Annotated in this window: 10 protein-coding genes; 7 read left to right on the top strand and 3 right to left on the bottom strand. The window is 42.7% G+C overall.

From position 1 onward, the window contains the following. Nucleotides 1-200 precede the first annotated feature (200 nt). On the top strand, nt 201-1,295 hold the full coding sequence (locus tag FTU00_RS09345; RefSeq protein WP_257229803.1) for a serine hydrolase: 1,095 nt from the start codon (nt 201-203) through the stop codon (nt 1,293-1,295). 76 nt (nt 1,296-1,371) lie between these two features. Here the strand turns inward: FTU00_RS09345 and ahpF are convergent, their stop codons facing one another. Then, the gene (ahpF, locus tag FTU00_RS09340) at nt 1,372-2,937 is read right to left on the bottom strand and encodes an alkyl hydroperoxide reductase subunit F (RefSeq protein WP_180179595.1); all 1,566 of its coding nucleotides are present in this window, start codon (nt 2,935-2,937) and stop codon (nt 1,372-1,374) included. A gap of 233 nt (nt 2,938-3,170) precedes the next feature. On the opposite strand from ahpF, the gene FTU00_RS09335 reads away from it, so the two are divergent. Both FTU00_RS09335 and FTU00_RS09330 read left to right on the top strand, forming a co-directional pair. Then, nucleotides 3,171-3,389 carry a DUF1653 domain-containing protein gene (locus FTU00_RS09335; protein ID WP_004784046.1) on the top strand — a complete coding sequence of 73 codons (219 nt, stop codon included), beginning with the start codon at nt 3,171-3,173 and terminating at the stop codon, nt 3,387-3,389. 43 nt (nt 3,390-3,432) lie between these two features. Then, nucleotides 3,433-4,023: an O-methyltransferase gene (locus FTU00_RS09330; protein WP_180179594.1), complete on the top strand. Its 591-nt coding sequence runs from the start codon at nt 3,433-3,435 to the stop codon at nt 4,021-4,023. Nucleotides 4,024-4,039: 16 nt separating this feature from the next. On the opposite strand, the gene FTU00_RS09325 is transcribed toward FTU00_RS09330, so the two are convergent. Both FTU00_RS09325 and ahpC read right to left on the bottom strand, forming a co-directional pair. Continuing rightward, on the bottom strand, nt 4,040-4,246 hold the full coding sequence (locus tag FTU00_RS09325; RefSeq protein ID WP_004784043.1) for a KTSC domain-containing protein: 207 nt from the start codon (nt 4,244-4,246) through the stop codon (nt 4,040-4,042). A gap of 293 nt (nt 4,247-4,539) precedes the next feature. After that, nucleotides 4,540-5,103, bottom strand: coding sequence for an alkyl hydroperoxide reductase subunit C (gene ahpC / locus FTU00_RS09320; RefSeq protein ID WP_004784041.1), 564 nt, complete (start codon nt 5,101-5,103; stop codon nt 4,540-4,542). Between the two features lie 362 nt (nt 5,104-5,465). On the opposite strand from ahpC, the gene hrpA reads away from it, so the two are divergent. From hrpA to FTU00_RS09300, 4 genes are all read left to right on the top strand, one after another. Further along, the gene (gene hrpA / locus FTU00_RS09315; protein ID WP_180179593.1) at nt 5,466-9,386 is read left to right on the top strand and encodes an ATP-dependent RNA helicase HrpA; all 3,921 of its coding nucleotides are present in this window, start codon (nt 5,466-5,468) and stop codon (nt 9,384-9,386) included. A 30-nt stretch (nt 9,387-9,416) separates the two neighbouring features. Beyond that, the gene (locus tag FTU00_RS09310) at nt 9,417-10,526 is read left to right on the top strand and encodes a beta-ketoacyl-ACP synthase III (protein WP_004784039.1); all 1,110 of its coding nucleotides are present in this window, start codon (nt 9,417-9,419) and stop codon (nt 10,524-10,526) included. 14 nt (nt 10,527-10,540) lie between these two features. After that, nucleotides 10,541-11,299: a 1-acyl-sn-glycerol-3-phosphate acyltransferase gene (locus FTU00_RS09305; protein ID WP_180179592.1), complete on the top strand. Its 759-nt coding sequence runs from the start codon at nt 10,541-10,543 to the stop codon at nt 11,297-11,299. A gap of 154 nt (nt 11,300-11,453) precedes the next feature. Next, nucleotides 11,454-13,460, top strand: coding sequence for a hypothetical protein (locus FTU00_RS09300; protein WP_180179591.1), 2,007 nt, complete (start codon nt 11,454-11,456; stop codon nt 13,458-13,460). Nucleotides 13,461-13,486 lie beyond the last annotated feature (26 nt).

The raw sequence follows: 13,486 nt of genomic DNA, 5'->3' as shown, positions 1-13,486 counted from the left end.
AATTACGCAAAATAATTCGGTACTATTAAACATCGGGACTAGAGTTTTAAGTTTTGTGTGGTAACTCAACTGATGGCTCTAGTCCTCTTATTTTTCAAGTCAATTTTTTATCCGCGATTCGGGTTAAGTATATAGAGTCTAAAGGTAAAGAGACTGCAGTCTATAAGGCCAACTTTGAAAAAGACCGTCTGAAACTCAGCATGAGTTTAAATAATGATCAACAGATTTCCGGCCTTTTATTTACGCCCTATATCGAATCTACCGCAGCAAATAATAAGACAGTCAATGCTATTCAAGGCTATCCAAAAGCGATTGCAGAGAAAATTTATCAGGCTACTCGTACTTTTCCAGAACAAACTCAAGTAGCGATAGCGGTATTAGATCAGGACAAACCCCATTACTATGGAGTACAGAAGCATAAGGACAAAATCCAGGCCCAGGCCAATCAGGATAAAATCTTTGCAATTGGTTCTCTGACCAAAGTGATGACATCAACCATATTGGCTGAACTGGTGACACAAAATAAAATTAAACTGGATGACAAGATTAATCCTTATTATGCCTTTCCATTCAAGGACAATATCCAGGTTCGCTTTCAGGATTTAGCCAATCATACGTCTGGACTGCCACGACTACCGAGTAATTTGGAAGTAGATGATGATACTGATCCATATAAGGAATATGATGCAGCTAAACTGGAAGAATATTTAAAAAATTCCTTAGAGCTTGAACATGCAAATAACAGTGGAAAAGTGCCACATTATTCTAATTTGGCTGTGGCTTTATTGGGACAGAGTTTGAGTCAATCGCAAAATAAGGATTTTGCTGAGTTACTCAATGAATATGTCTTTAAAAAGTATGGGATGAAACATAGCTATACCTCGCCTGATCAAGCAGCTAAGCAACTTGTGTCTGCATTTGATGCCCAAGGAAAAGAAATCACCACCTGGGCATTTGATACCTTTTTACCTGCGGGCGGTGTACTCTCTACAGCTTCAGATTTAACCAGATTTGCACAAGCTCAACTCGATGCAAAAAATGCGGCAGTACAATTAACTCAGCAAGCAACCACAGAACAAGCAGGTAGCTACCAATTGGGATTGGGCTGGTTTGTGCGAGAACAGGAAAATGGCACCAAAATCATCTGGCATGGGGGAAATACCGCAGGGCATTCTGCTATTTTGATGATTGATTTAAACAAGAAAAAGGCAGTGACGATTTTAGCCAATGTCGCTGTTGTACATCCTGAAATGGGAAATATTGAAAAACTGGCTGCTCAACTTTTACAGGAATAAGTCAGCTTTAAGATATCTTTAAGATATAAAAAAAGCCCGCATTGCGCGGGCTTTTTTAATTCATGAATTTTAAATCTTACTGACCAGAGCGAATGATGTAATCGAAGGCAGATAATGATGCTTTGGCACCTTCACCAGTCGCGATGATGATCTGTTTGTAAGGAACAATGGTACAGTCACCTGCAGCAAATACACCTTTCACATTGGTTTCGTTGCGCTCGTTAATCACAATCTCACCACGGTTAGTTAACTCAACATCGGTTCCTTTCAGGAAGTCAGTGTTCGGCAACAAACCGATCTGAACGAAGATCCCTGCAAGTTCTACTGTGTGCTCTTCATCAGTTGCACGGTCTTTGTATTTCAACGCTGTGACTTGTGAACCGTCACCGATCACTTCGGTAGAAAGTGCATTTTTGATTACAGTGGTGTTTGGCAAGCTGTTCAGTTTGTCCTGCAATACCTGATCCGCACGAAGTTTGGTATCGAACTCAACCAGCGTTACATGCTCAACAATACCCGCAAGGTCGATTGCAGCTTCTACACCCGAGTTACCACCACCGATGACTGCAACACGTTTACCTTTGAACAAAGGACCATCACAGTGTGGGCAGTAAGCCACGCCACGAGTTTTGTATTCCTGTTCACCTGGAACATTCATTTCTCTCCAGCGTGCACCGGTAGACAGAATGACTGTTTTAGATTCAAGTTTGGCACCATTCTCTAAAGTCACTTCTACCAGACCATTGGCTGTGCTATCTGCACCTTTAATATCAGAGACGCGTTGCAGGTTCATGATGTCAACACCGTATTCACGAACGTGTGCTTCCATCTCCGCAGCAAATTTTGGACCTTGGGTTTTTTGCACTGAGGTATAGTTTTCGATGTCCATGGTATCCATCACCTGACCGCCCATGCGTTCAGCCACGATGCCAGTTTTGATGCCTTTACGTGCTGCATAGATCGCTGCAGTATTCCCTGCAGGTCCACCACCAATCACTAGGATATCAAATGCATCTTTGGCATTCAGTTTTTCCGCGTCTTTGGCTGCGGCATTGGTATCCAGTTTGGCAATGATTTCTTCCAGCGTCATACGACCCTGACCGATATGTTCATTGTCCTGGAAGACCATCGGTACGGCCATGATTTTACGTTCTTCCACTTCGTCCTGGAAGAAAGCCCCATCAATCATGGTTGCTGTTGTACCCGGGTTATAGATAGCAATCAGGTTCAATGCCTGAACAACATCCGGACAGTTATGACAGCTGAGTGAGACAAATACATCAAAGTCAGATTTGATGCCCAAACCTTTAATCGATTCCAGAACTTCAGCAGAGACTTTTGGTGCATAGCCTGAAGTTTGCAACAATGCCAGAATCAGGGAAGTAAACTCATGGCCCATCGGCAAGCCTGCGAAGAACACACGAGGCTGTTCACCGGCTTTTGCCACACCAAAGCTTGGTGCACGTTTGTTGGTACCGTCAAAACGCGCAGTGACTAAATCAGAAAGCTGAGCGATTTCCTCAACCAGTTCTTTGATTTTGGCTGATTTGTCAGAGCCATCCAGAGTTGCCACTAATTCAATCGGGCCTTCCAAACGTTCAAGTAGTGTTTTTAATTGAGCTGAAGTATTTTGATCTAACATTGCTAACGTCTCCAAAGGAGTAAGAATTCATTCGATAAGTAGATACTAAGCTAAATCGATAAATAGACAAAACAGTTTGTTTTTATAAATTTGATCGGTTTTGCAAATGTATTGAAAAATTCATGATTAATTTCAAGCTTATATATGAGTGCTTAGCATGAATTTTCAAGTAGTTTAGAATGATATTGCTCTTTTTCGGTTAAGATTGGAATTCTGCATTTGAGAGTTGAACGATGGAATTACAACGCGGTATTTATCAACATTATAAGGGCAAGCTTTATCAGGTCCTGCATGTGGCAACACATAGTGAAACGGAGGAAAAGCTGGTGGTTTATCAATGTCTTTATGGTGACTATTCGATTTGGGTTCGACCGCTATCCATGTTTACGGAAAGCATTAATACCAGTGATGATCGTGAAGTAGAACGCTTTAAATTGGTTCAGGCACTTTAATCAATCCATAAAAAATTTATTTAGATCACCTCAGGGAAGAGCAATGAATCAATTACAACATTTTGAAAGTTTCATGCAGGAGCTGTATAAGACCTTTCATGCGCATGATCTTCAGCAAACTGAACGTCTGCAACGCTATCGAAATATTGAGCCTGAATCAGGCCGATTTTTATCATTACTCATTCGTGCCCAGCAGTCCAAACGTATTCTGGAAATTGGGACTTCTACAGGCTATTCCACTTTATGGCTGGCCGAAGCTGCCCGGCAGACTCAAGCGACGATTACAACATTAGAAATAGATGCAGAAAGAGTTGCGCAGGCCGAGCAGTATGCAAGTCAGCTAGGCTTGAAGGATTTGATTGATTTTAAAGTGACAGATGCCTTGCATTATCTGCACGCTGAGCAGGACGTATTTGATTTTATATTGTTAGATGCAGAACGTGATGCTTACGTGGATTATTGGACCCATTTGGCCCGATTACTCAAGCCAAAAGGTGGAGTATTGCTGGTGGATAATGTGATTTCACATGCTGCGGAAGTAGAAGAATTTATTCAGCTGATCCAGCAGGATTCAGGTTTTATCATGAGTACATTGCCGATTGGAGCTGGCTTACTCATGGTGACTTATCGTTAAGCAGAAATTAGTTAAATTAAAACAGGCAAACTCGGTCGAAATGTAAGTTGTATTCAAGATATTTCTGTACAAAGGCCATTTTATCTTGTCGTCTTAACAGGTTGTCATAAACAAATTCGGGAACAGGATGGTAGAGCTCTATATCGCCATTGCTATAAATGATTTTCAGGTGGCGGCTAGAAGGACTATAAGCCCATGAGATCACGGTTAGCAGTTTTTGCATACGTTTTCCTCCACTGAATATTATTATCTTATGTCTTGAACTTATGCCAACTGACATTGAAGATGTATAACTGAATTGTAAGCATAAGTAGGGGATTGTTATGGAGAGGATGCAATATGCATGCCTGATTTTTATATGATCTTTAAAGTGAAAAATAAAGATTTGGCAGGATGGCTTTAGATAGAAGAAAAAGGAAAATAAAACAGTTGGCCAATAGAGCAATCAAATAAATGTTCAAAAAAAAACCACGCTAAAAGCGTGGTTTTTTTTGAATCAGTTCAATCTAATACAGATTAGATTTTACCAACTAGGTCGATTGAAGGAGCAAGAGTTGCGTCGCCTTCTTTCCATTTAGCTGGGCAAACTTCGCCTGGGTGAGCGTGTACATATTGAGCTGCTTTAACTTTACGAAGAAGTTCTTGAGCATCACGACCGATACCGCCAGCGTTGATTTCAACGATTTGGATTTTACCTTCTGGATCGATCACGAAAGTACCACGGTCAGCAAGGCCGTCAGCTTCGATTAGTACGTCGAAGTTTTTAGCAAGAGTCCAAGTAGGATCGCCAACCATTACGTATTGGATTTTTTTGATTTCTTCAGAAGAATCGTGCCAAGCTTTGTGAGTGAAGTGAGTGTCAGTAGAAACTGAGTAGATTTCAACGCCTAATTTTTTGAATTCTTCGTAGTTGTCAGCAAGGTCGCCAAGTTCAGTTGGGCAAACGAAAGTGAAGTCAGCTGGGTAGAAGAATACTACAGACCATTTACCTTTAAGGTCAGCTTCTGTTACTTCGATGAATTTACCATTTTGGAACGCAGTTGTTTTGAACGGTTTAACTTCAGTATTAATTAAGCTCATCATTGTCTCCATGATTGAGGTTTGTATTTAATTTCCAATAGGGTACAGAAATTATTTTTCTTGCTGAAACAGTATTTTTACATAACATACATCGGAAAAACCGAATTAAGCTAAAAATAAAACACCATCAGCACAAACAGCATTGCTCTTGATATAAATGATTCAACCGTAGAATGGTGAATACATCATGACAAGACTCACCCCGGTTTAATGCCTCTTCAGACATGATGCCGCAAGCAGTAAAATTCAAGGGCAAAAATTAAAAAATTATAAAAATATTCAAAATGGCCGTTCTTTCGCTTAGGGGCAATACAGCGTAAAATAGCTGCCTATTGTCTTTTTTTATATCAGGTGTTTTCTCAGTGCAGAGTCCTTTAAATGTAGATCAGCTCGTTATGGCGCGTGACCGTCATCGTTTAAATCGACTCCAAAAAGGTAAAGATGCCAACCAAAAGCAATATCAAGAATTATTTGAAAAATCGCATGCCAAAGTCATGCAGCGTATCGAACGCATTCCCAATATCAAGCTGAATCAGGATCTGCCTGTTACCCAGTATGCAGACAAGCTGATTGAAGCGATCCAGCAGCATCAGGTCATTATTGTGGCTGGTGAAACCGGTTCCGGTAAAACCACACAATTACCACAAATCGCCATGCTGGCAGGTCGCGGCCTGACTGGTCTGATTGGCCATACCCAGCCACGTCGTCTGGCCGCACGTAGTGTATCGCAGCGTATTGCGGAAGAAGTTGGCGAGAAACTGGGTGAGTCAATTTCCTTTAAAGTCCGTTTTAATGAACAGGGCTCGCAGGATTCGATCGTCCGTTTGATGACGGATGGTATTTTATTGGCAGAGCTGGCCAATGACCGGTTCCTGACCAAATACGACACCATTATCATCGATGAAGCGCATGAACGTTCGCTGAATATCGATTTCATCATGGGCTATCTCAAGCAGCTCTTGCCGCGTCGTAAAGATCTAAAAGTGATCATTACCTCGGCAACGCTGGATGTAAACCGTTTCAGTAACTACTTCAATGGCGCACCGATCTATGAAGTGGAAGGGCGTAGCTATCCGGTAGAAGTGCGTTATCGTCCAATTTCTGAAATGAGCATTGTCGGCAGTGATGACGACGAGTTTGATGATTTTGAAGAAAATCTGCCCCGTGCAGTGGTTGCAGCAGTAGAAGAATGTTTTCAGGATGCACAGGAAAAAGGTCATCCTGAACATGCCGATATCCTGATTTTTGCCAGTACCGAACAGGAAATTCGTGAACTGCAGGAAACCCTGATCAAGCATGGTCCACGTCATACGGAAGTGTTACCACTCTACGCACGATTAGCATTAGCAGAACAGCAAAAAATCTTTAATCCATCGGGCGGCGGTCGACGGATTATTATCGCCACCAACGTAGCAGAAACAGCATTAACTGTTCCGAATATTCGTTATGTGATTGATAGCGGTTTTGCCCGTATTTCCCGTTATAACTATCGTTCACGGGTGCAGCGTTTACCGATCGAAGCGGTTTCTCAAGCTGCTGCCAATCAGCGTAAAGGTCGTTGTGGCCGTATTGCGCCAGGTGTCTGTGTTCGTCTGTATAGTGAAGAAGACTTTTTAAGTCGTCCTGAATTTACCGAACCTGAGATTAAACGGACCAATCTGGCATCTGTTATTTTACAGATGCAAAGTCTGGGCCTAGGTTCACTGGAAGATTTTGATTTCATTGAGCCACCAGATCACCGTCTGGTCAATGATGGTCGCAAGCTCTTGATTGAGCTTGGGGCAATGACGGAGAAAAATCCCCCTAAAGTTGCCGACGAAAAGCAGTCGGCAACTTCTTCCCCCTTTAAGAAAGGGGGAACACAAGGGGGATTAACCAAGATCGGTCAGCAAATGGCAAAAATGCCAATTGATCCACGTCTGGCGCGAATGATTCTTGGCGGTGCGCATTTTGGTGCGCTGAATGAAGCTTTGGTGATTGTCGCGGCGCTGGCAGTACAAGACCCACGTGAACGTCCTGCGGATAAGCAGATGCAGGCCGATCAGAAACATGCCTTGTTCCGTGAAGCAGATTCAGATTTCCTGTTTTATATCAAGCTCTGGGATACCTTGCATAACAACCGTGAAAGTATGAGCGAAAACAAACGTCGTACTTTTGCACGGAATCATTTCCTGAGCTGGTTACGTCTGCGTGAATGGAAGAAAACTCATGAGCAGCTGGTGGATCTGGCTAAAGGCTTAAAGCTGTCCTTTAATGAAAAGAAAGCCAGTTATGAAAATCTACATCGTGCTTTATTGACCGGCTTACTGTCTTTTATCGCCAACAAGACTGATGAACGTAATGTGTTTATGGCAGTTCGTCAGCAGAAAGCAAGGATTTTCCCGGCATCAACACTGCACAAAACTAATACCCCATGGGTGATGGCTTTTGAAATGGTCGAAACCTCGCAGGTGTATTTACGAACTCTGGCAAAGATTGAGCCGGAATGGATTCTGCTGGCTGCGCGGGACTTACTGAAACATCACTATTTTGAGCCGCACTGGTCGAAAAAAGCGGGTGTAGTCAATGCGTATGATCAGATTTCTCTATTTGGTCTGATCATTGAACCGAAACGTCCGGTCAATTATGAGAAAGTGGATCAGCCAGCTGCGCATGAAATCTTCCTGCGTGATGCACTGACGACTGGCAATCTCGGTATTAATCCACCCTTCCTGAAGCATAATTTGCTGAAACTGGAAGAAGTGGAGCGGGTAGAAGACAAACTGCGCCGTCGTGATCTGGTGGTGGATGAAGAAACCATTTACCAGTTCTATGCCTCCAAAGTGCCACCTGAAGTAGCCAGTCGCCGCAGTTTTGAGGACTGGCGTGCGACAGTAGAACCACATGATCCACGTTATCTGTTTATTGATGATGATGCGCTTTGGCTGAATGATCGTCCAACCACGCAACAGTTTCCGGATTATTTACGTAATGGTGAATTGCGTCTGGCGACCAGTTACCGTTTTGACCCAAGTCATGATGAAGATGGTGCAACGGTTAAAATCCCGCTGCAGGCTTTGCCGCAGGTCGATGAAAATATCTGGTCATGGGGGATTCCGGGCTGGCGTCTGGAGCTGATCGAAGCTTTATTAAAGAGTTTACCTAAAGATAAACGCCGTAGTCTGGTGCCGATTCCAGATACTGCGAAAAAGCTGGCAGCCCGTATTGATGCAGTCAATTTACGTGAGCATATTTTCAGTTTTCTGGCTTTCCAGTTGCGTGGCGAGCAGATTACAGTAAAAGATTTTAGCTTGGATCGGATTGAGCAATATCTCTTGCCTTTGATCAAGGTGATAGATGAAAAAGGTCGCGTGATTGAACAAGGCCGTAATCTGGCCGAGCTGAAAGCCCGTTGCCGTACTGAAACTCATAGTCCGGTGAAACAGTTAAAAGGTGAGTTTAAAACCTTCCCGGAAAACTTTGTCTTTGAAGCGTCGCAGAAAGTGACGGGTGTAGTGGTCAAGCAATATCAGGCATTGGTTCCGACCAAAGACTTTGCTGCACTGGAACAGAAAGATGAATCTGGTGTCGTGATTCAGACCTTTAATGATCAGGCTGAAGCGGTCAAACAGCATCGTGAAGGGATTATCCGACTGGTGCATATGCAGCTCGGAGATCTGGTGCGTCAGTTGAAAAAACAGATTTCCAAACCGCTGGCACTGGCATATTCACCGCTTGGCGATAAGGCCCAACTGGAGCAAATGTTAGTTTATGCCACACTGCACCTGTCAATTAATGAGCTGCCTGTCAATATGCAAGAGTTCCAAAAGTTGGTAGAGGATGTAAAAAAATCTTTCCTGACTCATGGCCAGACTGCACTGAAAGAAATCACGGATATTTATATCCAGTGGCAGGAAATTCGTCGTAAATTACTGGTTTTAGACCCATCTATATTTGGAAAAAATATTGATGATATTGAGGATCAGCTTGATTTGATGAGTCTTTCTGACTTCGTTTATCGGAAACCTTCCGACGTATGGTCAGAATTTCCACGTTATTTGAAAGCCCTGATCTTGCGTTTAGAGCGCTTGCCAAATAACCTACAGAGGGATGATTCCGCCATTGACCAAATTGATCCGTGGATGGAAAAATTATTTAAGTTTAAAAATGACGCTCGCCTTAAAGAATTGTATTTTATGGTTGAGGAGTTAAGGATCTCATTGTTTTCTCAACCGATGAAAACGAAAACACCCGTTTCTCCAACTCGCCTGCAAAAAGTATGGGAACGTCTTGGAATCAGTTAAGATATAGGTCATTTTGAGAAGGAGTTTTACATGGGCATCCGTATTACGGGTACTGGCTTGTTCCATCCGGAAGATGTCATTACCAATGAAGAGTTAGTTGAAAGTTTAAATGCTTATGTGGAACTGTATAATCACGAAAATGCAGATAAAATCGCTGCAGGCGAATTAGATGCGCGTCGTGGTTCTAGCGCAGAATTTATTGAAAAAGCGTCAGGCGTACAACGCCGTTATGTGTCAGAAAAAACTGGCATCCTCGATCCAAAACGTTTACGTCCAAATCTACGTGAACGTTCAGATGATGAAATTTCCCTTCAGGCAGAATGGGGCGTGATTGCCGCAAAACAGGCGATGGAAAATGCCGGTGTCACTGCTGAAGATATCGATGTCGTGATCCTGTCATGTTCAAACCTGCAACGTGCTTATCCTGCGGTTGCGATTGAAATCCAGACTGCTCTGGGTATTCAAGGCTATGCGTATGACATGAACGTCGCATGTTCAGCAGCAACTTTTGGTTTAAAACAGGCTGCCGATGCCATCAAAGCAGGTGCACGTCGTGTATTGCTGGTAAATGTCGAAATTACCTCTGCACATACCGATTTCCGTTCACGTGACTGTCACTTTATTTTTGGTGATGTCGCAACTGCATCGATCATTGAAGATACTGAAACTAAAACCGGTTTCGAGATTCTGGATACATCATTATTTACCCAGTTCTCAAACAATATCCGTAATAACTTCGGCTTCCTGAATACGTCTGAAAATGCAGATATTGACGACAAACGTTTCCGTCAGGACGGTCGTAAGGTATTTAAAGAAGTGTGTCCACTGGTTGCCAAGATGATTACTGCTCAACTTGAGAAAAATCATATTGCACCTACAGATGTAAAACGCTTCTGGTTGCACCAAGCCAATGCCAGCATGAATGAATTGATTCTGAAACTGGTAGTGGGTAAAGAAAATGCCAAACCAGGTCTGGTACCTATCATTCTGAATGAGTTTGCCAATACTTCTTCCGCAGGTGTCATTATTGCCTTACATCGTACTGCAAATGAAGTTGAAGACGGCGAATATGGCGTACTGTGTTCATTTGGTGCAGGCTATTCAGTGGGTTCAATCCTGGTACAAAAACGCGTGGCGTAAGCCGGGAGTATATTTTGCAGGTCAAGCATGACGCAGCATGGATCAGGCGCTTAAGTGCCTTATCCAAACTGTATTTCACGCCTACTTTTTTAGGGGCTGAAAATATTGATGCCAGTCGACCTGCAATGTATGTCGGTAATCATTCCATGTATGGCATCTTTGATGCGCCAATGCTGATTGATTACCTGTACAATGAACATCAAGTGGCTGTGGTCAGTATTGCTGATCATAGCCATTTTTATGTGCCGCTATGGCGTGAAGCAGTGAAGAAATTTGGTGCTATTGATGGCATACAGGACTATGTCCGCTCGGCCATGCAGCAAGGCTACTCGATTCTGGTCTTTCCGGGGGGTGGCCGTGAAGTGCTGAAACGGGAAGGTGAGCAGTATCAGCTGATTTGGAAAGAGCGTTATGGCTTCCTTAAGCTGGCTCAAGAGTTTCAATACGATATAGTCCCTTTTGCTGCACTGGGCGGTGATGAAATCTATGAGATTGGATTTGATGCCAATAAGATCATTCAACATAAGTATTTTCAAAAATTATTAAAAATTCCCCAACTCAATAAATTATTACGTCATAGTGACGTGATTCCTTCCTTACCTAAAAATCTGTTTCCCAAACGCTTGCCTTTTTATTTTCAGTTTATGCCGCGGCAGCCAATTCATCATGTGCAGCACGAGAATGATCTGATTGATTTTCGTGAGTATTTACAACACAAGATCTATCAGGGGCTAGAACTGTTGGCTGACAGACGTCGGCAAGATGAAGTCTAGGTCTTTTCATCATTCCTGCTTTGCTTTACATTGAGATCGAATCGTCTAAAAAATCACCATGCTTCAATTTCTGTAATAGAAAGGAAAAAGCGATTTTAAAGGATTGAAATTCAGTAGGTCTGTAACTCAATAGGGTTAAAACGAAGGGGGAAATATGGAACAGGAGGGTTTGTTACTGCCATTCAGACAGCTCGCTGAACAATGCCTCAGTATTTTTCCTGAGTTAAATCAGCTGTATCTGGATCAAATGGCGCTTATTGGTCATGTGAATGCCCAGAATTTGTTCAGGATTCATCAGGATGAGCATCGAATTGATCTGCTTAATGGCTTATTAAATATACAGCTATATACACCTCAAGATTTAAATCTGGAAAGTCCCCATGCCTTAGCAGAAATGCAGATTGATTCCAGGCTGGCTAAAGCAGAGGCTTTGGAAGAGTTTTTCTTTCAGGATATTTACTTTCTGACTGGGGATTTAAAGCCCCAGCATTCCCTGTTTTTACGTGATAAAGCCAAACAGCTCCGTCAACTTATTATTGATCAAGTCTATATATGGGTTAATGCGCCTGACCGAGTTGCTAATTGCTTAAAACAGATGTCGCTTGTGCAGGCTGAAATCATCGACTCCTTTATGATTAAAGCCGAAGTTTATACTCAGCCTTGTATCAGTAATTGTCTTCAAAGTGGACATGAGATTCCGGCGCATGTTTTAAAACAGCTACAGCAAATCTTTTCCTTGCAATATTTGCAGCCAGATGAGTTTCTATCGATTCAGTCAGTGATGGACAGTCTGGATGCATTCTGTTTCAGTGCGCCTGAGTTTCTGCACCCAGCGACCTACCGGATTATCTCCTTATCCTTTGAAAACCGGTTCAATCTGCATGAACTGAATGACCATATTGACGATATCCGTTTGCTGTATCGGCATGCCGAAGAGCAAAGTCATCTACTGGGCTTTGTCCGGCTGATGAATCGTGATAGCTGGCATCGGAGTGATCTGCTATCCAAACGCAATTTTCTGGAAAATAATCCTTATTTATGGCAAAAAAAAGTCGCCAAACTTCCCTTATTTGATTGTCATCGGGTAGTGAACTGGCTATTTAAACAGCCTGCGGAAATCTTGGATTGGCTGAGCGGCAATATTCAACATAGCAGTGTGCGGGTGGCGGCAACAGCTTTAAGCTTTATTGATACGCATCATATTCATCCGCAGATTGTTTTAGCCACCTTGCAGTATTTTCAATATATCGCAGCACGTCTGTTTATTGATGATGTTCATCAATATGCCCTTCAGCATCACTGGTTTGAGCATGAGCGGAATCGAACAGTTGTTCTCAAAGGAACGCGTCAGGCTATTGAGGATCATCGCATTGCGATTAGTCCATCGATTTTATATCTGGATGAATGGATCGGATTATTGCGGGATGTAGTGGCAATGGATGATCAGATAACTAAAAGGGTCTATGCCAACTTAAGCCGAGTGATGCAAGCTTATATGCAGCATCTGTATAAGATTACCTGTGATTTGCCGGAGGATGTGTTGGCTTATATTCGGCCTCAAACTCAGCAAGACCGTAATTTTTATAACGTGCTACAACGTAACCAGATTCCATTTGTAGAGTTTAGAAAGCGTTTTTATTTACACGCTCGGCATGTACGTGAATCCTGTTTTGACGGTTATATCCGCGATTATCTGCCGCAGTATTTTTCTACTCAAACAGAAGTGCCTAAAAATTTAAGCTGGACCAGTTTATTTACGCAGGCAGTTGCCTGGCATGAACAGATTCAGAAGCAAGAGATTATTGCCAAGCTCAAAAAAGACTTTGCGCTTGCCAGCTGGAGACCGCTGACACAGGCACATTTTCTACTGTATTTTAATTGGCGTTTTGAGGAGTTGAAAACACTGGAGCGGATTATTGAAGAGGCCAGAATATTCCGGAACTGTCTGGCTGCAAGTTATGCACAGCGTATAGTCGAAGGTGAATATGTGGTCTTTCGCATGTCACATCCTGCCATCAAGTTACCTCTGATTTTAGGCTGCCAGTTGCAGAATGATCAAGTCATCTTTGACCAGCTTGAGTACCCAAATAATCAAAAAGCGGAAGTTGAATATATCAATATTGCCCAGCATTTTATTAACTGGTTAAACCTGCAGGCTTGACCTGATTCAGTGCTTTTCTGTCCGTG

This window comes from Acinetobacter sp. YH12041 (assembly GCF_013419975.1).
Classification (GTDB): Bacteria; Pseudomonadota; Gammaproteobacteria; order Pseudomonadales; family Moraxellaceae; genus Acinetobacter.
The sequence above is the reverse complement of the archived record's forward strand: the minus strand, read 5'-3'. Positions and strand labels throughout refer to the sequence as shown.